Here is a 19528-nt window from a genome sequence, read left to right on the forward strand (position 1 = left end):
GACAAGCTCCCACTGTCATGCAGCACCTCTTTAAACGCGAATGGCAACTGCGCCAATCACGGGGGGCTAGTGTAGCCCGCTACGCTTAGGCGGCAAGACAACAGGTGCCATTGTGCCTTGATTGGCAGTGCTTTGCACTGCGGCGTGTGGCATCCTTGTTGCTTGCGCGCGAACAATGCACGCGATTGCAGCCGCTGTGGTGTCGTATGGCTTGGGCGCTCACTGGCGTGCGCGTACCCACAGCGCACCTGCGTCAGCCACATGCCTGCTGGAGGCCAAAGCAGGCGCCAATCCACTGCGGCCTGACCTTGTTGCGGCTTTTTTTGCTGTATCAACCAGCCAATGATGGGATGGCGAACAGGCCCGCATAATCAGGTGCGCCTATAATTGGTGGTTTATTTGCGTTACCCTCTTTCTGTGTGATTGAACTCGCATGCCGATCTATGCTTACCAATGCAGCCAATGCCACTTTCGCAAGGATGTGCTGCAAAAACTCTCTGACGCCCCATTGACCGTTTGTCCAGAGTGCGGCGCAGCTGCATTTGAGAAGCAGTTGTCTGCGCCGAGCTTTCAGCTCAAAGGCACAGGCTGGTACGCCACAGATTTTAAAAACAGCGGTCAGGCTGCCAGCGCGGCGGGCAAAGCCACTGGTCAAGACAGTGCCAACGGCAAGGCCGATGCGGCTGCACCTGCCAGCAGTGCGGCGGCGGGCAGCGGCAGTGCGAGCAGCGCACCAGCGGCGCCTGCTGCCGCGCCTGTTGCAAGCAGCAGCGCTGCCGCCTGAGGCCGCTCAAGCCCTGTCCTTTAGTTCACACACAGCAGATTTTTTACCGGCTGCATCCCAGCCAGAAACGGATTTCATCATGGCAATGCGCACCCAGTACTGTGGCCTGGTCACAGAAGAATTGATTGGCCAAACAGTGTCCCTGTGCGGTTGGGTTAACCGCCGCCGCGACCACGGTGGTGTGATTTTTATTGACCTGCGCGACCGCGAAGGCTATGTGCAAGTGGTGTGCGACCCAGACCGCCCAGAGATGTTCTCAGTTGCCGAGTCGGTGCGCAATGAGTTTTGCGTGCAAATCAAAGGCTTGGTGCGCGCCCGTCCAGAAGGCACGACCAATGACAGCCTGACCAGCGGCAAGATTGAAGTGCTGGCCCATGAAGTGATCGTGCTCAATGCGTCGGTCACGCCACCGTTCCAGCTCGACGATGACAACCTGAGCGAGAACGTGCGCCTGACGCACCGCGTGCTGGATCTGCGTCGCCCGTACATGCAGAAAAACCTGATGCTGCGCTACAAAACCTCGATTCAGGTGCGTAACTACCTGGATGCGCTGGGTTTTGTCGACATCGAAACGCCGATGCTGGGCAAGAGCACGCCAGAAGGCGCGCGCGACTACCTCGTGCCATCACGTGTGCATGACGGCCATTTCTACGCGCTGCCCCAGTCGCCCCAGCTGTACAAGCAAATGCTGATGGTGGCTGGCTACGACCGTTACTACCAGATCACCAAGTGCTTCCGCGACGAAGACTTGCGCGCTGACCGCCAGCCTGAATTCACCCAGATCGACTGCGAAACCTCGTTCCTGAACGAGGAAGAAATCCGCGCGATCTTCCAGCAAATGGTCGTCGAAGTGTTCAAGAAACAGTTGGACGTGGAGCTGGGCGAGTTCCCGCTGATGACCTACCAGGACGCGGCCTTCCGCTTTGGCTCGGACAAGCCGGACTTGCGCGTCAAACTCGAATTCACCGAGCTGACCGATGTGATGGCCGATGTGGACTTCAAGGTGTTCTCCACACCTGCCACCACCAAAGGCGGCCGTGTCGTGGCTTTGCGCGTGCCAGGCGGTGCGGCCATCAGCCGTGGTGAGATCGACCAGTACACCGAATTCGTCAAAATCTACGGCGCCAAAGGCCTGGCCTGGATCAAGGTCAACGAAGTGGCCAAAGGCCGCGATGGCCTGCAGTCGCCAATCGTCAAGAACTTGCATGACGCGGCTTTGACCGAAATTCTCAAGCGCACAGGTGCCCAGGATGGCGACCTGTTGTTCTTCGGTGCCGACAAAGCAAAAATCGTCAACGACGCCATTGGTGCCTTGCGCCTGAAAATCGGCCACAGCGAATTTGGCAAGGCCAATGGCTTGTTTGAAGACCGCTGGGCGCCGCTGTGGGTGGTGGACTTCCCGATGTTCGAATACGACGAGGAAAACGACCGCTGGGCGGCTGTGCACCATCCGTTCACATCGCCAAAAGACGGCCATGAAGAACTGATGGTCAGCGATCCGGGCAAGTGCTTGGCCAAGGCCTACGACATGGTGCTTAACGGCTGGGAACTGGGCGGTGGCTCGGTGCGTATCCACCGCGCTGACGTGCAAAGCAAGGTGTTTGATGCGCTGAAGATCGGTCCTGAAGAAGCCCGCGCCAAATTCGGCTACCTGCTGGACGCGCTGCAATACGGCGCGCCGCCGCACGGTGGCCTGGCCTTCGGTCTGGACCGTTTGATCACCTTGATGACCGGTGCAGAATCGATCCGCGACGTGATTGCGTTCCCGAAAACACAGCGCGCGCAGGATTTGCTCACACAAGCCCCATCGCCGGTGGACGAGAAACAATTGCGCGAATTGCATATTCGCCTGCGCAACACGCAAGCGGCTGCGCAGTAAGCGGCATGCAAGTCCGCGTGGTGTGGATTACCACGCAGGACTTGCCTAAGGAGCGCCAATACAAGCTGAAAAGCCACCTGTCACAGGTGGCTTTTTTAATGCCGCAAGCCGTTGGCGCTGCGCTTGTTTGGGCGTTTGTTATGCAGGCACCGTGCCCTTGATCGCATTGGCACGGGCGCTGTAGCGGATGCGGCCCTCGGCGTCGGCGCTCAAGCGCTTTTGCAGGCGCGCACGAATGGCATTGCGCTGCGTCTCGCTCATGTTGGCCAGAGTGCCGCCCACGCTGGGCGCCCCCAATGCGGTGCTCCAGAAATCCTCAAAATCCGCAAAGCTGCGCTCTACGGTGATGGTGCGCGATTCGACCTGCTCCAAACCGGCTTCTTGCCATAAGGCCAGCATCACATCCAGCCGCGAGGCATCGGCGCTGGGCGCGGCAGGCACGGGAAAGCCTTCGGCGCTGATGGCAGCTTGCAAGGCGGCGTAAGGAAAGCCGCCGCCCTCCATGTCCCACGCATAGGCGCCAACCCAGCCGCCGGGGCGCACTACGCGGCGCATTTCAGCCACGCCACGGGCAGGATCAGGCACGAAAAAAATCACCAGTGGCATCACGGCCACATCAAAGCGCTGTGCAGGGTAGGGCAGGGCCATCGCGTCAGCGATGAGCAACTGCGCCTGTGCTAGCGCAGCGCGCGTGCGCGCATAGCCCAGTTGTGGCTCGGATGGGTCAATGCCGTGCACCTCACTGGGCTGGGCATGCTCAATCAGCATTTCTGTGAAAGCCCCGTTGCCGCAGCCCACATCCAGCCAGCGCTGGCCCGTGGGCGCGGCCAACCAGTCTAGAAATACCTGGCCGACCAGCTGGCTCCATTGGCCCATGTAGCGCTCATAAGCAGCGCCATTTTGAAAGCGAATCGTTGGGTTGTTCATCAGATCAAAATCGTTTCAGACAAGAAAAGTGGCAGGCCTGCAGACAGGGACTGCCAGCGCAGCCGCACTGGCGCTGCCATTGGTGATGGCAGGCTGTGGCCTGTGCGCTCATGCCAGGGTAGCGCCTTATTGCGGCAGTGGCCGCTGGGCTTGTTGCAAGTCTTGCTGCGCTTCTTGCAGTTTGCTTTGCCTGCGCGCTATTTTCTTGGGATCGCCCTTGGCCCGGGCCTCGGCCAGTTCTTGTTCGCGCTCGGCGACTTTGTGCTCGGCCTTGGTGATGCGCTCCTGGCGCTCTTGCTCCAGCGAGGCATCGCTGCAGTTCGCCTTGTGGGCGGCCAAAGCGCGTTCAAGGCCGGCGATTTGGTACTGGTTGCCCGCTTGTTTGGCAAAGCCCAGCTGTGTCTCAATTTCTTGTTGCTTGTATGCGCAGGCAGCAGAAGGCGCGGCCTGGGCGATAGTGCTGGCAGCCATCAATGCAATCGCCATCAGGCTGGAATAAAGCACGGCTTTCATAAATGCTCCTTGTCGTCTGGGGGTGTTGAGGCCACGGCTGCAGAGGTCAGCGCCGCCACAATGGCTTGAGTATGCTTCGGATTGCACAGCTCTGTCCAATGCAGATGCGCATAGGCAGGGTCATTGCGCAGTAAAGAGTAGCGCAGCCGGTTTTTGTGCCAAGTCTGCATCGACCACAGAATGACCGACTCTTTGGACAGCAAGGACATGCGCAAGGATTCGCGATTGCCACTGAAGAGCCGCTCGCGCGTGATGGCGCGGCTGAGTGTGCGCCACACAATTCGGCGCAGTACCGTCATGCGGCCAAAGTTCAGCCACACTACATGGGTGGCCCTGGGCCATAGCACGTCTCGCACAGCACTGTAATTGCCATCGGCGACCCAGCAAGGGCCAGTCGTGGCCTTGTCCACCGCGCTCTTAAAAACCTCGGGCGGCACGGCCTGCCAGTTCGGGCCCCAGTACAAGCTGTCCATTTCAATGTGCTGGTAGCCAAGCGCCTGGGCCAGTTGCTTGCCCATGCTGGTTTTGCCTGAGCCGCTGGTGCCAATGACCATGATGCGCATGGGCAGTGTGTGAGACATGTGAACTACTCCTAGGTTGAGGTGCTTGCTGTCGCAGAGGGTGTGCAATCTGGCCTAGGCGCTACGTGCGAGAGAGCTTGGGCCGCCTGCTGAAGTGCTGCAGCAGCCGATTTGTTCAGCGCAGATACGGGCCGAGCCACTCTTACAGTGCGCAGCTCTTGCTGGCTGCATGCGGGTAAACAGGCGCGTGGCCAGGCGTTTTTCTGCTGTTGAAGGCCAGCTTAACCGCCGACTCAGGCATGTTCAATGGCTTGGTTGCAGCCTTGTTTGTGCCTGCATTGAACGCGTTCTGAGTACTGTGCGCATGGCTGGTTTTAAAGCCGATCGGCACAGGCTTGCAGTGCTGCCACATCGCCTGCGGTAATCAGGTGCAGGTGCGCTGTGATGGCCTCAACCGGCCAATCCCACCAGGCGATGGCGTTGAGCGTCTCGATCACCTCGGGCGCAAAGCGTTGTTTGAGCGGTTTGGCCGGGTTGCCGCCAACAATGGTGTAGGGCGCGACATCGGAGGTGACCACCGAACGCGAGGCAATAATCGCGCCATTGCCAATCTGCACCCCCGGCATGATCAGTGCCTGGTAGCCAATCCAGACATCATGGCCAATCACGGTATCGCCTTTGTAGGGCAAATCGCCGGGTGCGGGCATGGCCTTTTCCCAGCCATTGCCAAAGATCTGGAATGGGTAGGTGGAGATGCCCGAGAGCTTGTGGTTGGCGCCATTCATGATGAATTGCACCCCGCGCGCAATCGCGCAGAACTTGCCAATGATGAGCTTGTCGCCAATGAATGGAAAGTGGTAGAGCACATTGCGCTCAAAGTTTTCGGAGTTCTCTGGGTCGTCGTAGTAGCTGTAGTCGCCCACGACGATGTTCGGATTGGTGATGGTGTTTTTGATAAAACACACCTGTGGAAAACCCACCATTGGGTGCGGATTGGCAGGGTCTGGACCATGCATAAACAACTCCTTGATCAATGAGAGAGCAGCGCAGCAGGGGCCGGCTGTCGCTTTGAGGTGTTTCAGTACGCCCGTATCTGCCGCGCCTGGGCTTTGATGCATTCTTTGAAGCTGCCCACAATCGCCGGCGTCTGCACGCCTTGACGCACCACCATCCCATAAGGCTCGGCGCTGGAGCGAATCGCCAGGTTCAGGCGGCGTAAGCTGCCGGTTTTTTCAAAGAACTCCTGAGTCTCGCGTGACATCAGGGCGACCAGGTCGGGGCTTTTATTGAGCAGCAAGGCGGTAGCGAAGGTTGACGAGGTTTCAATCGGTTTGCGGTGAAAGCTCACATTCAGGCTGGCGGCCTCGCGCTCCAGCAAGGTGCGCAGTGGCATATGGCCGGGAAACAAAATCCACGGGTATTGCGCCGCTTCTTGCAGCGTGACCTGCTCGCGAAATGCCAGAGGGTGAACGGGCGAGACCACGACGCTGGCCTCTTCATCGCTGAGCCATTCAAAATGGAACAACTCCGACTGGGTTGCGACCGAGGTGCGGCACAAGGCGATGTCCAACGTGCCGCTTTGCAGGCCTTCGAGCAAATCCGCGCTCGTGCCTTCGCGCAGGTCGACCACGACATCGGGGTGCTGTTTTTGAAACCTCAGCAGCGCATCGGCCACCACGGCGGCTAAAGCGCCAGCAATCGTGCCGATCGAAATACGCACGCCAGCTGCGCGTGAGAGCGCCGCCATTTCGTTGTGCATGTGCGCCAGGCTCGACAGCATCAGCCGCGCATGGCGAATCACGCACTGGCCCATATCGGTGGCCACCAAGCCCTGGGGCGTGCGGGCAAACAGCACTGTGCCCAGCGTTTCTTCAATTTCTTTCAGGGCCTTGCTGACACCGGGCTGGGACATGTGCAGCAGCGTCGCCGCCTGGTGTGCCGAGCCCATGTCCTGCACCGCAATCAGCAGTTTGAAATGGCGGAATTTCAGGCGCGAATTGACGGCGTGCAAGGTGGCTAACTGAGGGTTTTCCTGAGCGGGTTTTTCCGGAGATTCCATTTTGGTAATTGCCTGCGAACAAGTCGCATAGGTGCAAGACGTGAAAGTTTCTAAACTGGACAGATTGTTTTAACGATTGCAAAGGTCGATATGAAGTTCTTGAGATACGGGCCCGCAGGCCAGGAAAAACCCGGTGTGTTGGATGCACAAGGCCAGTTGCGTGACCTCAGTGCCTGGACCCAGGATATTGACGGCGCATTTCTGGCAGGTCCTTTGTTGGCCGCTTTGAAAAACCATGATGTGAGCACACTGCCTCTGGTCGAAGGCCAGCCGCGTCTGGGCGCTTGCGTGGGCCGCATTGGCAAGTTTATCTGCATTGGCCTCAATTACGCTGACCATGCGGCTGAATCGAATATGCCGATCCCGTCTGAACCGGTGGTGTTCTCCAAATGGACCTCGGCCGTGGTGGGCCCAAACGACGATGTGAAAATCCCGCGCGGCTCACTCAAGACCGACTGGGAGGTCGAGTTGGGCGTGGTGATTGGCAAGCAAGCCTCGTATGTGGAAGAAAGCGACGCCATGGATTATGTTGCCGGCTACTGCGTGGTCAACGACGTGTCTGAGCGCGCTTACCAAATCGAGCGCGGTGGCACTTGGGACAAGGGCAAGGGCTGCGACACCTTTGGCCCGACTGGTCCATGGCTGGTGACGGCCGATGAAGTGGCCGATCCACACCAACTCAATCTGTGGCTGGAAGTGGATGGCAAGCGCTACCAAGACGGCAATACCGCGACGATGATTTTCAAAGTGCCAGAAATCATTGCCTACCTGAGCCAGTTCATGACCCTGAATCCAGGCGATGTGATCTCCACCGGCACCCCACCGGGCGTGGGCATGGGCATCAAGCCAGAACCCGTATTCCTGCGCGCTGGCCAAACCATGCGTTTGGGCATTGATGGTTTGGGCGAACAACAACAAAAAGTCGTGGCCGCGTAAGGAGCACCCGCATGAATACATACGATTACAAGGGACAAGTGGCCGTCGTGACCGGTGGTGCACAGGGCATTGGTTTGGCCGTGGTTGAGCGCTTGCTCGAAGGCGGCGCGACTGTGGCGATTTGGGACTTGGATGCGCAAGCCTTGGCCGCCGCGCAGCAGCACTTGGCTGGCAAAGGCCAGGTCGCGGTTTACCAAACCAATATTGCCGATCTGGCCTCGGTGCAGCAAGCGCATCAGCAGACTGTGAGCGAGTGGGGCCCGATTGCCATTCTGGTCAATAGCGCAGGCATTGCCGGTGCCAATGCGCCGGTGGTCGATTACCCCGCTGCCGAGTGGAACCGCGTGATGGATGTGAACCTGAACGGCACCTTCCACGTCAACCAGGAAGTGGTCAAAGGCATGATCGCCAGCGGCTATGGCCGGGTGGTGAATGTGGCCTCGATTGCAGGCAAGGAAGGCAACCCGAATGCCTCGGCCTACAGCGCCTCCAAGGCAGCAGTGATTGCCTTGACCAAGAGCCTGGGCAAGGAAACTGCGGGCCTGAACATCGCCGTCAACGCGATCACGCCAGCAGCGGCCAAAACCAAGATTTTTGAGCAAATGGCCCAGCAGCACATTGATTACATGCTCTCTAAAATCCCGCGCGGGCGTTTTGTGCTGGTCAATGAAATCGCGGCGATGGTCGCCTGGCTAGTGAGCGAGGAAAACTCCTTTACCACCGGCGCAGTGTTCGATCTCTCGGGTGGCCGGGCCACTTACTAAGAGCGACTGACACAACCCTTGATACGCCGCTGCAAAACCTTGTCGTACGACTTGTACCGCATGGGGTTTTGCGCCTAGTCTCAACCGCAAATCTTTGGTTTGCTCGGTTGTGTTAGCCGCTCTAAATCAGCCCAAAAACTGGCCCATGCGCCCATAGACGGCGCAGGTATTCAACGCCCGGCGCGCCCGCACCAACCGCCCCAAGAGGCGGCTGCGATAGCGTGCTGGGCGCAGGCGCAAATCAATCAACGGAGACAGTTCATGAGTGTCAATACAAGCATCGGCGCACCCGCCACAAATGCCGCTAGTGCAGCCAATGCCACCGCGTCCGCTTCGCGTGAGCAAGAGGTCTACAGCAAAGTTTTCTGGCGCTTTATCCCCCTGCTGGTGGTGTGCTGGGTTATTGCCTATTTAGACCGCGTCAACATCAGTTTTGCCAAGCTGCAAATGCAAAGCGAACTGGGCTTTTCCGATGCGGTCTACGGCCTGGGCGCCAGCGTGTTCTTCATTGGCTACTTCCTGTTTGAAGTGCCCAGCAATATGATCTTGCACCGCGTCGGTGCACGGGTGTGGATCATGCGCATCATGGTCACCTGGGGTATTGCGTCTGCCTGCACGATGTTTGTGACCAGTGAGATGGGTTTCTACATCATCCGTTTTCTGGTCGGCGCGTTAGAGGCTGGTTTTGTGCCCGGTGCCCTGTACTTCTTCACCAAGTGGTTTCCAGCCACCCGCAGGGCGCGCATCAACACCATCTTCATGTCCGGTATTGCGTTTTGCGGGATCATTGGCGGCCCGATCTCGGGCGCCATCATGAAGTTCAGCGATGGCTGGCTCAATCTGTCAGGCTGGCAATGGCTGTTCTTGCTCGAAGGCCTTCCCTCTGTGATTCTGGGGCTGGTGGTGTGGAAGTTTTTGGACGATGAAATCGCCGATGCCCGCTGGCTCAGCAAAGACGACAAAGCGTTTTGGCATGCCGAGGTCAACAAGGACGCCAAAGAAGCACAAGCGCACAACTTCATCGCTGCGCTCAAAGAGCCTGCCACCTACACCTTGTCCTTCATCTACATGTGCCTGGCAGGCGGTATTTACGGCCTGGTGTTCTGGATGCCGCAGCTGATCCGCTCGGCAGGCACGGAAGACACCTTCGTCATCGGTTTGATTTCTGCCCTGCCTTATCTGGTCGCTGGCATCTCGATGATCTTGCTGGGCAAAAACTCCGACCGCACCGGTGAGCGCCGCTGGCACCTGGCCTTGACCGTGCTGGCTGGCGGCATCGGCTACTTCTTGTGCGGCGCGTTCAGCACCAACACCGTGGTCTTGCTGTTTGGTTTGACCGTGGCTGCCACTGGCATCATCTCGGCGATTGGCCTGTTCTGGGTGTTTCCACAGCGCTTCTTGACCGGCATGGCCGCTGCTGCTGGCATTGCCTTGATCAACTCGATTGGCCAACTCGGCGGCATCATCAGCCCGTACATGGTGGGCAAAGTGCGTGATTTGACTGGCAGCGCAACCCTGGGCTTGTACGCGCTGGCTGCAGCCTGCTTGGTGGCCTTTGTGCTGGTTGCCTGGGGCTTGCCAAAACGTTTTTACCAAAAGGTGTGAAGGCTAAAAGTGCGATGGCCGTTTGATCCGGTTTGATCGCAAAAGAAAAGGGCATGGACCGTTGCAGGTGCATGCCCTTTTTTAATGGCGTTGGCGCGGCTTATTTTTGCTTCATCGCCGCCACCGACAAGCCCGAGACAACAAAGCTCAAGCCCGCGCCCCAATTCAAACCGGCAATCACCCGTGGGCGTGATTGCAGCCAGCTCGACAAGCGCGACGCAAACACGCCCATCAGCGCAAACACCAGCGCGGTAATGCACGCAAACCAGGCGCCATACACCAGCATTTGCGTGGTCACGCTGCCATATTCGGGGTGGATGAACTGCGGAATAAACGCCAATACAAACAGGCCTGGTTTGGGGTTCAGTGCCGCCGACAAAAAGCCGGTGAGAAAAATACTGCGCTTGGACTGGCGCTTGGCGGGCACAAAGCTGACCAGGCTGCGCGTGCGCAGCACCTGAATGCCCAGCCACACCAGATAGACCGCACCGACGATCTTGATCGCCCAAAAGGCCAGCGCCGAGGTTTGCATCAACACCCCCAAGCCCAGCGCTGCGGCCACCGAGTGGAACAAAATGCCCATGCCCGAAGACAGGCCGGACAAGCAGGCGGCCAAGCGGCCTTGGCTCAGGCCCCGGCCAATCGCCAGCAGATTGTCGGGGCCGGGCGCAAGCGCCAGCAATAAACAGGCGGCGGTGTAGGCAAGCCAGGTGTGGAGTGGGAACATGCGGAGCTTTCAGGCAAGGCCAATCAAGCCGTCCATCATAATCTGGCCATTGCAAACTGCGATGATGGGCGCTGCACTGAACGCAGCGCCCAGCTGCAGAAGGAACCCACTGTGCTACGTTTGACTTTTTTAGGAACCTCGTCCGGCGTGCCGAGCTTGACGCGCAATGTCTCTGGCCTGGCCGTGCAAACCCATTTGGGGCGTGCCTGGATGTTGGTCGATTGCGGTGAAGGCACGCAACACCAGGTCCAGCGCGCCGGTTTGTCGCTGCATGATTTGCAGGCCGTCTGCATCAGCCATGTGCATGGCGACCACTGTTTTGGCTTGCCGGGCTTATTGGCCAGCGCAGGCATGAATGCGCGCAAAGAGCCGCTGCAGTTGATTGCGCCAGAGCCCGTGTGGCGCTGGCTGCAAACCACGTTGGAGTGCACCGACACCCATTTGCCGTACCCGTTGGAATGGATCGATGTAGCTGACCCGACCCCATGGCAATGGCAGCCCAGCATCACCCTCAGCCGCCATGCGCAAAAGCACCGCGTGCCCAGCTATGCGTTTCGCATCGACTGCACACGCGCGATACGCCGTTTAAAAACCGATGCCTTGCAAGCGCTGGGCTTGCCGCCCGGCCCGGCCTGGAAGGCCCTGAGCCATGGCCAGGATGTGCCGTTTGAAGGCCGGCTATTGCACAGCGCCGACTGGGTGCATGAAGAGGTGCAGCACATCGCCGCCGTACTGGGCGGCGACAACGCCGAGCCTGCCTGCTTGCAAGCAGCCTGCGAAGGCGCGCAATTGCTGGTGCACGAAGCCACCTACGCCCAGGCGGTGCTGGACAAGGTTGGCCCCGGCCCGATGCACAGCAGCGTGCAGCTGGTGGCCACATTTGCCCAGCAGCAGGGCGTGCCGAACCTGATCTTGACGCATTTCAGCCCGCGCCACCACACGGCCGATGAGCAACAAGTGCTGCGCACAGAAGCGCAAACGCATTACCAAGGCCAGGTGTTTTTAGCGCAGGATTTTGACCGGTTTGAGCTGGCCTTTGATGGCGCGCTCACCCGCCGTCATTGAGCCAAGTGCGCTGGCGCTCTTGCTAAAAAATTTTGAACAGGTTCTGAGGGCAGCGCGTCGTCACTCCAGCGCCCCAGCTTATCGCCCGTATGCAGCCCACCCCGCCCTTGCCTGACCTGCCACTGGCCCAGGTGTGTCAAAGCCCGTGTCCTTGCCGTGCCAATGTCTTGGCTTTGGCCTTTTTGCATGGTGCTCGCCATGACCAGACGATCTGGCAATGTCCTGCCGCGAAGCATTGGCCGCTTCAAGCTGCGCCGTGCCAAGGCGTTTGGTTTACTGTTTCCAATCGCGCGTTACTGCGATGGACCATTTGGGCTGCATAGCCGCAAAATCGGTGCGCACATTGGCAGGCAGGTAGCTGGCCGAATCCAGCACACAGGCCTGTCCGTCCAAGCGTTCAAACACCACCCAGTGCCAGAAGTCGCGGCCATTTTTCTGGTGGTGCTTGATCGCCAGCAATGCCAGATCCGGCAGGCTTTCCCACGATTCAAACGGCGTTTCGGTCGCGGCCGTGTGGATGCCAGCCTGGGCCAGCAAACGCCGCACATACTGGGTGTCTGACCACAGCAGCGGATCGCTGGCAAAAATACCCATGGCGTTGGCCTGGGCGCGCATCGCTGCATAGCTGGTGCCAGCGATATTGGCAGCGGCGGCGATGCCGCAGCCTGTTTCTTCTTCTTGGATAACGGATGTCGGCATGGTGTGTGCTGGGAGTTGCGCAGTCAATGCTGTAGGCTGGGTGCCGCAGGCATGGGGCAGGCTTGTTTGGAAGAGTGGGGGCATGGCATCAGGTGGCAAGCACCCGCTGAGCCACGTTTTGGCTTGCTTGGCATGGCCATTACCAGTGCAGCGAACGTGAAGATCGACTCAGCGCAATCGAGCAAGGCACGGCGTTGATAATGACACCGGCAAGAAAAAAGCACTTAGGCGTAAACGCGTAAGTGCTTGTTCTATTTTGGTGGGCGGTACAAGGTTCGAACTTGTGACCCCTGCCGTGTGAAGGCAGTGCTCTACCACTGAGCTAACCGCCCAAAATTCTATTGTTTACAACAGCTTCAAGTGAAGTGTTTTGCGAAGGGCTAGACTTTAACATTGTTTTGGGTGGAGAAAAGGAAAACAGGTGTTTTTTCTGATTATTTTCCAAAAATACTGTCTTGAAGCGCTTTAGGCGGCTTACTGGCGCACTGTTGGCCGCATAGATGGGATTTTTGATGTGCCAGAGCAAGCACATGTGCATTTACATGTGATATTCTTCAAGGCTGATGAAAACCAAGGGAGCCGCTCATGTCGATGACCGCCATTATTTTGCTGGCCATTGTTGTCATTTTGGTGTTGTGTTATGTGTTGATCTTCAACCGTTTTGTGGCCCTGCGCAATGAGGTCAAGAATGCGTTTGCGCAAATTGATGTGCAACTCAAGCGCCGCTACGACTTGATTCCCAACTTGGTGGAAGTGGCTAAGGGGTATATGCAGCATGAGCAGCAGACGCTGGAGGCTGTGATTGCGGCGCGCAGCCAAGCAGTGTCTGCGGTGCAGCAAGTGCGCTCCAAACCCAGCGATGGCGCGGCCATGCTGGCATTGGCCGGGGCCGAAGGGGTGTTGGAGGCAGGGCTTGGGCGCTTGATGGCCTTGTCTGAGGCCTACCCTGATTTAAAGGCCGACCAGCAAATGCAGCGTTTGTCTGAAGAGATTGCCAGCACCGAAAACCGCATTGGTTTTGCACGCCAGGCATACAACGACACTGTGCTGGCGTTTAATACGGCCACGGAGGTGTTTCCATCCAATATTGTGGCGCGGTTGAACAACTTCCCTTCCTTGCCCATGCTCGAGTCCACCCGCAGCGAGGCTGAGCGCCAAGCGCCGCAAGTGCGCTTTGGCTCCTAAAGCACGCAACCAATAGCGATGGGTTTTCGCCAACAACAACGCGAGGCACGCGCGGCCACCGGCTGGCTGCGCCTGGGCTTTTGGCTGATGGTGCCTTTGGTGGCCTTGAGTGTGCACCTGATGCTCAGTATTCCGCTGTGGCTGGTGTGGTGGCTGTTTGGCATTGAGATTGCGCCAACTGGTTTCTTTTGGGCGAATGTCGGCACGGCCTTGTTTTTGATCTTGGGTGGCTGGTGGCTCGAATCCAGCCACTTGCACCAAGGCGGTGGCGTGGCCCTGGTCAAGCGCCTGGGCGGGCGTATGGCCAAAGAGAGCGATGCGCGTGAGAAGGTGTACCTCAACGTGGTGCAGGAGTTGTGTATTTCAGCGCGCATGCCGGTGCCTATGGTGATGGTGATTGAGCGCAGTGAGCAAATCAATGCGTTAGCAGCCGGTTGGGCCCGAGGTGATATGGCCGTGGCGGTGACCTCGCAAACGCTGGAGCAGCTCAGCCGCGATGAACTGCAAGGCGTGGTCGCGCACGAGCTCAGCCACATTCGTGAAGGCGATACGGCCTTGAGCATGCAGTTGGCCAGCAAGGTCTATGGCCTGCACATGATTTTCGGCTACGGCCGCAGCCTGATTGGCACGGACCTGATTTTTCTGCGCGTTTTTGGCGGCCTGATGATGTATGCAGGCCTGGCGGGCTGGTTTGCCGGCAGCTTGCTGCAAGCGGCGATTTCACGCCAGCGTGAGTACCTGGCTGATGCACGCGCGGTTGAGTGGACGCGCCAAATCGATGGTATCGCTGGCGCTTTGGAAAAAATGCAAGACCAGTGGCAGCCCTCTTGGCGCGCTCGGGTCGTGATGGACGACCTGGAGCTGATGGGCAATCGCACCGAGTCCAGCGCGGTATCGCATTTGTGGATGGCGCCTCCGCTGGATACGCTGAATCTGTTTGGCCAGTGGTTGGACAGCCACCCCACGGTGCAGCAGCGGCTGCAGCGTTTGCGGCGTGCAGTGGCATTTTGATCTGCCATTGGCACGCAAAGGCGGTGGCGCGCTGCATGCGCTTGCAGTGCTCGCGTGGCAGGCCAAGAAAGATGCCGTACCTGGACGGATCTATTCGGTGCAAACCAATGGGGCAGCTGTGCAAGAGGGCGCAGGTGGAGTACTCAACAGGTGCGAGTGCAAATGCTGCTTGGGTGGCCTCAGTAGCAGCGCTGTCGCACCAGTCCATGCTGCCAAATGGCAAAGAGGCTGTGTGAACAGCCTCTTTGCCTATATGCTGCCAGCGCGTGGCAAGCCTGTTGTGCAGTGCCTGCGCTGATGCTTATTTCTGCTCTTCAGCTGGTGCTGCAGGCGATGGAGTGCTGGTGCCGGCATCGCTTTCAGGGTTTCTGTCTTTGATTTCAGGCTGCTTGGCCACCACCACTGGCAGGCCTTTGAGGTGGTTCAAGGCTTGTTGCAGCTGGAAGTCGTCTGCCGAGCCGAACTGTGGCAGGCGGCGCGGTTGCTTGCCTTCATTGGCTTTGGCTTCGGCTTCCAGGCGCTTGAGGGCCTCTTCGCGCTCTTTTTCCTTGCGGGCGATCTCTTCTGCAGACTCGTCGGTGCCCAAGTGCTTGGCCAGATCGGCTTCACGCACACGCAGCGAAGCGTAAGGGCTGCCTTCAGCCGACTCATCCAAGGCGATGTCAGGCACGATGCCTTTGGCCTGGATGGAGCGACCGCTTGGTGTGTAGTAGAGCGCCGTAGTCAGTTTGATGCCAGTATCTGGCCCCAGCGGACGCACGGTTTGCACCGAACCTTTGCCAAATGTTTGGCTGCCCATGATGGTGGCACGTTTGTGGTCTTGCAAGGCGCCTGCAACGATTTCGCTGGCCGAGGCCGAGCCTTCATTGACCAGCACGACCAGCGGCACGTTTTTCAGGCCTGCAGGCAGGCGCTTGAGCGGGTCATTGGCGTTGATCGGGAAGCGGCGTGGCAAATAGTCGCTCGGATTGGTCGAGTACGAGGCCTTGCTTTCAGGCAGTTGGCCGTCGGTGGTCACCACGACCGTGTCTTTGGGCAGGAAGGCGGCTGAAATCGCGACTGCGGCATCGAGCAAACCACCTGGGTCATTGCGCAAGTCCAGTACCAGCCCTTTCATGTTCGGGTCTTTGGCGTACAACTCAATCGCCTTGTTGACGAAGTCGTCGACGGTGCGGTCCTGGAATTGCGACAGGCGCAGCCATGCATAACCGGGCTCAATCACTTCGCCCTTGACCGAGCGGGTTTTGATTTCTTCACGGGTGATGGTAACGGTGAAAGTGCGGCCTTCGTCTTTGCGGAACACGGTCAACACCACCTGGGTGTTGGGCTCGCCACGCATGCGTTTGACCGCATCGGTCAGGCTCAGGCCTTTGACTGCGGTGTCGTCGATTTTGGTGATCAAGTCGTTGGTGATCAGGCCTGCGCGGTCCGCAGGTGAGCCTTCAATCGGCGAGACCACACGAATCAGGCCGTCTTCTTGGGAAATTTCAATGCCTACACCGACAAAGCGGCCGGTCGTGCCTTCGCGAAACTCGGCAAAGCTGGCTTTATCGAAATATTGCGAATGCGGATCCAAGCTGGCGACCATGCCGGTAATGGCATCGGTAATGAGTTTCTTGTCATCCACCGGCTCCACATAGTCTGTCTTGATCAAGCCATAGACAGCGGCGAGTTGTTGCAGCTCTTCCAAAGGCAGTGGTGCAACCGCATTGCGCGCGATGGTTTGCACGGAAAAGGTGGCCAGAACCCCGGCCAGCACCCCAGCGCCGACCCAACCGACGGTTTGCATTTTGTTTCCCATAAACCTAGCCAATCTAAAAGTGTTCCAGTAATCAGTGTGTGGGCGCGCCAATGCGGCAGAGAGGCTCTGCCGCATCACTCGATCAAGACTCCAGATAGTAACTGCGAATTGGTTTGAGCGCTTCATCGAGCTCATAAACCAAAGGCGTGCCATTGGGGATATTGAGCGAGACGATTGCGTCGTCCGCGATGCCATCGAGGTATTTGACCAAAGCACGCAAAGAATTGCCGTGCGCTGCAATCACCACGCGCTTGCCAGCGCGGATGTTGGGCGCAATATCGCTTTCCCAATAAGGCAAAACGCGTGCCACAGTGTCCTTCAGACATTCGGTCAGTGGAATTTGTTCCGCAGCCAGATCACGGTAGCGGCGATCGCCTCGCTCACTGCGTGGATCGCCAACCTCCAGTGCAGGTGGCGGTGTGTCATAGCTGCGGCGCCACACCAGTACTTGGTCGTCACCGTATTCCTTGGCTGTTTCGGCTTTGTTCAGACCTTGCAGGCCGCCGTAATGGCGCTCGTTCAGGCGCCATGATTTTTGTACAGGCAGCCAGGTGCTGTCCATGTTGTCCAGGCAATGCCAGAGGGTGTGAATCGCCCGTTTGAGCACGCTGGTGTAGGCCATATCAAACTCGAATCCGGCTGCCTTGAGGCGCTGGCCAGCTTGCTGCGCTTGGGCAATGCCGGTGGCAGTCAACTCCACATCGGTCCAGCCGGTAAAGCGGTTTTCCAAATTCCAGGTCGATTCACCATGGCGGATCAAAACGAGTGTGTACATGGGTGTGCAGCCCCAAAGGGCCCCTTAGCGCAGAGATTAGAGAAAAAGTGTGCGATCAGCATAGCGCGGCAAGCAGGCACAGGCCAGATGACGGGCATGCAACTGCCTATTTTAGTCGGCCAGGCGTGGGCTTTCTGCTTGAGATTGTCTTCTTTGCGCCGCCGCCCCTTAAAATGCAGGGCTTTGCCCGTTCTGCGGGCGGATTCGAAGTCTGTTTTTTACGGCAGTGCCCAGCCTGCCGTGCCCTTTGTGCCCAAAACCGGTTGGCGGTTTTTTCTTTGACCTAAGGAAACGCTACAAAACTCCTTGTGGTGGTCTGAGCGTGGTTTCAGGCGATCTGCAGCGCATGTCTTTGTCGTCCATGGCTGCGGCCGTGGCCTGTCAAAGACCGCTTGCGGTTCAGTCTGATGCTGCACCTATTCCTGCCGCGAGGGTTTTGCAGAGTTTCCTCACTATGCGAGCGATGTTGTGAACTTTCTTATTGAGAATTGGTATCTGTTTTTGGTGGCCATTGTTTCAGGTGCCATGCTGTTTGTTCCCGCTTTGCGCAAAAGTGGTTCAACCACGGTCACGCCTGCGCAAGCGGTGCAGAAAATGAACACCGAGAAAGCCACTGTGGTGGATGTGCGTGCCGCCGATGACTTTTCTGCTGGCCATATCAAAGGCGCCAAGCATGTCAGCCTGGAGCAGCTGGAGCAGCAATTGGCCGCAGCGGCCAAGAACAAGGCCAATCCAGTGATTTTCGTGTGTGCCACAGGCACGCGTGCAGTCAAAGCCGTGGCCGTTGCCAAGAAGCTCGGCTACGAGCAGGTGCAAACCATCGCCGGTGGAATGAAGGCCTGGAGAGAAGCGGGCCTGCCAATCGTTACTGGCGCCAAAGCTTAAAAGCCAGATTCACCCTCTGCACGCGGCCGCGTTCAAGTCCAAAAGGATGCAATGCGCGGTAAAAACCGCAGCCGGGCTCGCTGCCCGGCATGGATTTTTAACAAAGCAGTGCGCCTTGCATTGCCACTTTTTTTGTGCCTTGAGCCTTGCGCGCCTGCGCGGAGATTGTGAACAGGCTCTACAAGCACGCACAGCTGCAGTGCAGCAGCTTGGCCGGAGACGGGCCACACTGGTGGCTTTGTCTTTGCATGATTGCGCTGCAGATCTGACCAGGCGCAGAAGGTCTCGCCTGGATGCATTGTTTTTGAGGAGTTTTCCCCCCATGCAAACCGTCACCATGTACACCACTGCCGTGTGCCCATATTGCATCCGCGCCAAGCAATTGCTCAAGGCACGCGGTGTTGAGGCGATTGACGAAATTCGCATCGATTTGGAGCCGGCTGAGCGCGATACCATGATGCAAAAAACGGGCCGCCGCACAGTGCCGCAAATCTACATTGGCCAAACCCATGTGGGCGGCTACGACGATCTGGCGGCCCTGGATGCCCAGGGCGGCTTGCTGCCGCTGTTGCAGTCTGCCAACTGAGTGCTCAGCCTGTTCTGACTACCTCTTCTCGACAGCCGGTGATGCCCAAGTTGGCTGCCAACTTGGGTTTTTTGTATGGCGAGCTGCCCTTTGAGGCGCGATTTGAAGCTGCTGCACAAGGCGACTTTCAAGGCGTTGAATACATCGGTGCTTCTGTGCTCGCCCCGCATGTACTGGCTGGTTTGGGCTGGATGTGCTTGCAGCGCTGCCCGTAATGGCTTCTGGCTGGCGCCTGCAAATGACTGCAATGCAAGCTGTAGCTTTGTTACCACCCAAACGATGCGAGGCCATGCGCTACAACGCGTGCTCAGACGCCACCGGTTGCATACAATCTGCAGCGAAGAGACCATCCGTAGGCTCTCGACCGAGGACGACCTCGGGTTGCCGCGCAGCGAGTGTTGTGCAGCCAATCACCTCCATGGGACGGCCCATTGCACCACCATTTTGGGGATGAAGGGATTTGTCATGGCATGGATTGCGTTGTTGTTGGCTGGTTTGCTTGAGATTGTCTGGGCGACAGCCATGAAATACTCCCATGGTTTTACGCGGCTGACGCCATCGGTGATCACGCTCACGGCAATGGTGGCCAGCTTCGCATTGCTGGCACTGGCCATGCGCAGCCTGCCGTTGGGCACGGCGTATACGATCTGGACGGGTATCGGTGCCGTTGGCGCATTCATTGTTGGCATTGTGGCCTTGGGCGAGGCGGTCACGCCCATGCGCATTGGCGCAGCGGTGCTGATTGTCAGCGGCATTGTGCTGATGAAGCTGTCGTCTTCGCACTGAGTGATTGCTTGTCTGATTGA

At 58.2% G+C, this 19528-nt stretch carries 21 protein-coding genes and 1 tRNA gene; 12 read left to right on the forward strand and 10 right to left on the reverse strand.

Annotated features, from left to right (window positions below; translation table 11 throughout):
• Positions 1-433: 433 nt before the first annotated feature.
• Positions 434-784, forward strand: coding sequence for an FmdB family zinc ribbon protein (locus E8K88_RS05350; RefSeq protein ID WP_136405625.1), 351 nt, complete (start codon positions 434-436; stop codon positions 782-784).
• 79 nt (positions 785-863) lie between these two features.
• Complete coding sequence (gene aspS / locus E8K88_RS05355) at positions 864-2663, forward strand: aspartate--tRNA ligase (protein WP_136405626.1); 1800 nt, start codon at positions 864-866, stop codon at positions 2661-2663.
• 138 nt (positions 2664-2801) lie between these two features.
• On the opposite strand, the gene E8K88_RS05360 is transcribed toward aspS, so the two are convergent.
• The 5 genes from E8K88_RS05360 to E8K88_RS05380 all read right to left on the reverse strand — a co-directional run bounded on the left by E8K88_RS05360 (position 2802) and on the right by E8K88_RS05380 (position 6683).
• A complete protein-coding gene (locus E8K88_RS05360; protein WP_136405627.1) occupies positions 2802-3590 on the reverse strand; it encodes a class I SAM-dependent methyltransferase in 789 nt (262 codons plus the stop codon).
• 126 nt (positions 3591-3716) lie between these two features.
• A complete protein-coding gene (locus tag E8K88_RS05365; RefSeq protein ID WP_136405628.1) occupies positions 3717-4103 on the reverse strand; it encodes a DUF1090 domain-containing protein in 387 nt (128 codons plus the stop codon).
• Positions 4100-4684: a shikimate kinase gene (locus E8K88_RS05370; protein ID WP_338092867.1), complete on the reverse strand. Its 585-nt coding sequence runs from the start codon at positions 4682-4684 to the stop codon at positions 4100-4102. The genes E8K88_RS05365 and E8K88_RS05370 overlap by 4 nt, the downstream gene beginning before the upstream one ends.
• 314 nt (positions 4685-4998) lie before the next feature.
• Positions 4999-5640 (reverse strand): Vat family streptogramin A O-acetyltransferase, encoded by a 642-nt coding sequence (locus E8K88_RS05375; RefSeq protein WP_136405629.1) that lies wholly within the window; start codon positions 5638-5640, stop codon positions 4999-5001.
• A 62-nt stretch (positions 5641-5702) separates the two neighbouring features.
• Entirely contained in the window at positions 5703-6683 is a 981-nt protein-coding gene (locus E8K88_RS05380; protein WP_136405630.1) for a LysR substrate-binding domain-containing protein, read from the reverse strand.
• A 90-nt stretch (positions 6684-6773) separates the two neighbouring features.
• Here E8K88_RS05380 and E8K88_RS05385 point away from each other — a divergent pair, with 90 nt between their 5' ends.
• The 3 genes from E8K88_RS05385 to E8K88_RS05395 all read left to right on the forward strand — a co-directional run bounded on the left by E8K88_RS05385 (position 6774) and on the right by E8K88_RS05395 (position 9988).
• Positions 6774-7619 (forward strand): ureidoglycolate lyase, encoded by an 846-nt coding sequence (locus E8K88_RS05385; RefSeq protein ID WP_136405631.1) that lies wholly within the window; start codon positions 6774-6776, stop codon positions 7617-7619.
• 11 nt (positions 7620-7630) lie between these two features.
• Entirely contained in the window at positions 7631-8383 is a 753-nt protein-coding gene (locus tag E8K88_RS05390) for an SDR family NAD(P)-dependent oxidoreductase (protein ID WP_136405632.1), read from the forward strand.
• A 261-nt stretch (positions 8384-8644) separates the two neighbouring features.
• Positions 8645-9988 carry an MFS transporter gene (locus E8K88_RS05395; RefSeq protein ID WP_136405633.1) on the forward strand — a complete coding sequence of 448 codons (1344 nt, stop codon included), beginning with the start codon at positions 8645-8647 and terminating at the stop codon, positions 9986-9988.
• Between the two features lie 100 nt (positions 9989-10088).
• Here E8K88_RS05395 and E8K88_RS05400 read toward each other — a convergent pair whose 3' ends face one another.
• A complete protein-coding gene (locus E8K88_RS05400) occupies positions 10089-10715 on the reverse strand; it encodes a LysE family translocator (protein WP_136405634.1) in 627 nt (208 codons plus the stop codon).
• A 111-nt stretch (positions 10716-10826) separates the two neighbouring features.
• On the opposite strand from E8K88_RS05400, the gene E8K88_RS05405 reads away from it, so the two are divergent.
• Positions 10827-11780, forward strand: coding sequence for a ribonuclease Z (locus tag E8K88_RS05405; protein WP_136405635.1), 954 nt, complete (start codon positions 10827-10829; stop codon positions 11778-11780).
• Between the two features lie 273 nt (positions 11781-12053).
• On the opposite strand, the gene E8K88_RS05410 is transcribed toward E8K88_RS05405, so the two are convergent.
• The gene (locus E8K88_RS05410) at positions 12054-12479 is read right to left on the reverse strand and encodes a hypothetical protein (RefSeq protein WP_136405636.1); all 426 of its coding nucleotides are present in this window, start codon (positions 12477-12479) and stop codon (positions 12054-12056) included.
• Between the two features lie 257 nt (positions 12480-12736).
• A tRNA-Val gene (locus tag E8K88_RS05415) sits at positions 12737-12811 on the reverse strand.
• Positions 12812-13070: 259 nt separating this feature from the next.
• Here E8K88_RS05415 and E8K88_RS05420 point away from each other — a divergent pair.
• Together E8K88_RS05420 and E8K88_RS05425 are read left to right on the forward strand one after the other, a co-directional pair.
• On the forward strand, positions 13071-13664 hold the full coding sequence (locus tag E8K88_RS05420; RefSeq protein WP_136405706.1) for a LemA family protein: 594 nt from the start codon (positions 13071-13073) through the stop codon (positions 13662-13664).
• An 18-nt stretch (positions 13665-13682) separates the two neighbouring features.
• Positions 13683-14675 carry a M48 family metalloprotease gene (locus E8K88_RS05425; RefSeq protein WP_136405637.1) on the forward strand — a complete coding sequence of 331 codons (993 nt, stop codon included), beginning with the start codon at positions 13683-13685 and terminating at the stop codon, positions 14673-14675.
• 301 nt (positions 14676-14976) lie between these two features.
• Here E8K88_RS05425 and E8K88_RS05430 read toward each other — a convergent pair whose 3' ends face one another.
• Complete coding sequence (locus E8K88_RS05430; protein ID WP_136405638.1) at positions 14977-16476, reverse strand: S41 family peptidase; 1500 nt, start codon at positions 16474-16476, stop codon at positions 14977-14979.
• 82 nt (positions 16477-16558) lie between these two features.
• Complete coding sequence (gpmA, locus tag E8K88_RS05435; RefSeq protein ID WP_136405639.1) at positions 16559-17251, reverse strand: 2,3-diphosphoglycerate-dependent phosphoglycerate mutase; 693 nt, start codon at positions 17249-17251, stop codon at positions 16559-16561.
• A 468-nt stretch (positions 17252-17719) separates the two neighbouring features.
• Here gpmA and E8K88_RS05440 point away from each other — a divergent pair, with 468 nt between their 5' ends.
• From E8K88_RS05440 to sugE, 4 genes are all read left to right on the forward strand, one after another.
• Positions 17720-18136 carry a rhodanese-like domain-containing protein gene (locus tag E8K88_RS05440; RefSeq protein WP_136405640.1) on the forward strand — a complete coding sequence of 139 codons (417 nt, stop codon included), beginning with the start codon at positions 17720-17722 and terminating at the stop codon, positions 18134-18136.
• A 322-nt stretch (positions 18137-18458) separates the two neighbouring features.
• A complete protein-coding gene (grxC, locus tag E8K88_RS05445; RefSeq protein ID WP_136405641.1) occupies positions 18459-18722 on the forward strand; it encodes a glutaredoxin 3 in 264 nt (87 codons plus the stop codon).
• A 41-nt stretch (positions 18723-18763) separates the two neighbouring features.
• Positions 18764-18937, forward strand: a complete 174-nt coding sequence (locus E8K88_RS18570) for a hypothetical protein (RefSeq protein ID WP_205880028.1) — start codon at positions 18764-18766, stop codon at positions 18935-18937.
• A gap of 250 nt (positions 18938-19187) precedes the next feature.
• Entirely contained in the window at positions 19188-19508 is a 321-nt protein-coding gene (sugE, locus tag E8K88_RS05455; RefSeq protein ID WP_136405642.1) for a quaternary ammonium compound efflux SMR transporter SugE, read from the forward strand.
• The last annotated feature ends 20 nt before the right edge of the window (positions 19509-19528 follow it).

Source organism: Lampropedia aestuarii (assembly GCF_004803635.1).
Classification (GTDB): domain Bacteria; phylum Pseudomonadota; class Gammaproteobacteria; order Burkholderiales; family Burkholderiaceae_C; genus Lampropedia; species Lampropedia aestuarii.

Excerpts from the sequence above, each read along its gene's own strand:
- E8K88_RS05350 (WP_136405625.1), top strand. The coding sequence starts at position 434 with ATGCCGATCTATGCTTACCAATGCAGCCAATGCCACTTTCGCAAGGAT.
- aspS (WP_136405626.1), top strand. The coding sequence starts at position 864 with ATGGCAATGCGCACCCAGTACTGTGGCCTGGTCACAGAAGAATTGATT.
- E8K88_RS05360 (WP_136405627.1), bottom strand. The coding sequence starts at position 3,590 with ATGAACAACCCAACGATTCGCTTTCAAAATGGCGCTGCTTATGAGCGC.
- E8K88_RS05365 (WP_136405628.1), bottom strand. The coding sequence starts at position 4,103 with ATGAAAGCCGTGCTTTATTCCAGCCTGATGGCGATTGCATTGATGGCT.
- E8K88_RS05370 (WP_338092867.1), bottom strand. The coding sequence starts at position 4,684 with ATGTCTCACACACTGCCCATGCGCATCATGGTCATTGGCACCAGCGGC.
- E8K88_RS05375 (WP_136405629.1), bottom strand. The coding sequence starts at position 5,640 with ATGCATGGTCCAGACCCTGCCAATCCGCACCCAATGGTGGGTTTTCCA.
- E8K88_RS05380 (WP_136405630.1), bottom strand. The coding sequence starts at position 6,683 with ATGGAATCTCCGGAAAAACCCGCTCAGGAAAACCCTCAGTTAGCCACC.
- E8K88_RS05385 (WP_136405631.1), top strand. The coding sequence starts at position 6,774 with ATGAAGTTCTTGAGATACGGGCCCGCAGGCCAGGAAAAACCCGGTGTG.
- E8K88_RS05390 (WP_136405632.1), top strand. The coding sequence starts at position 7,631 with ATGAATACATACGATTACAAGGGACAAGTGGCCGTCGTGACCGGTGGT.
- E8K88_RS05395 (WP_136405633.1), top strand. The coding sequence starts at position 8,645 with ATGAGTGTCAATACAAGCATCGGCGCACCCGCCACAAATGCCGCTAGT.
- E8K88_RS05400 (WP_136405634.1), bottom strand. The coding sequence starts at position 10,715 with ATGTTCCCACTCCACACCTGGCTTGCCTACACCGCCGCCTGTTTATTG.
- E8K88_RS05410 (WP_136405636.1), bottom strand. The coding sequence starts at position 12,479 with ATGCCGACATCCGTTATCCAAGAAGAAGAAACAGGCTGCGGCATCGCC.
- E8K88_RS05420 (WP_136405706.1), top strand. The coding sequence starts at position 13,071 with ATGACCGCCATTATTTTGCTGGCCATTGTTGTCATTTTGGTGTTGTGT.
- E8K88_RS05425 (WP_136405637.1), top strand. The coding sequence starts at position 13,683 with ATGGGTTTTCGCCAACAACAACGCGAGGCACGCGCGGCCACCGGCTGG.
- E8K88_RS05430 (WP_136405638.1), bottom strand. The coding sequence starts at position 16,476 with ATGGGAAACAAAATGCAAACCGTCGGTTGGGTCGGCGCTGGGGTGCTG.
- gpmA (WP_136405639.1), bottom strand. The coding sequence starts at position 17,251 with ATGTACACACTCGTTTTGATCCGCCATGGTGAATCGACCTGGAATTTG.
- grxC (WP_136405641.1), top strand. The coding sequence starts at position 18,459 with ATGCAAACCGTCACCATGTACACCACTGCCGTGTGCCCATATTGCATC.
- E8K88_RS18570 (WP_205880028.1), top strand. The coding sequence starts at position 18,764 with ATGCCCAAGTTGGCTGCCAACTTGGGTTTTTTGTATGGCGAGCTGCCC.
- sugE (WP_136405642.1), top strand. The coding sequence starts at position 19,188 with ATGGCATGGATTGCGTTGTTGTTGGCTGGTTTGCTTGAGATTGTCTGG.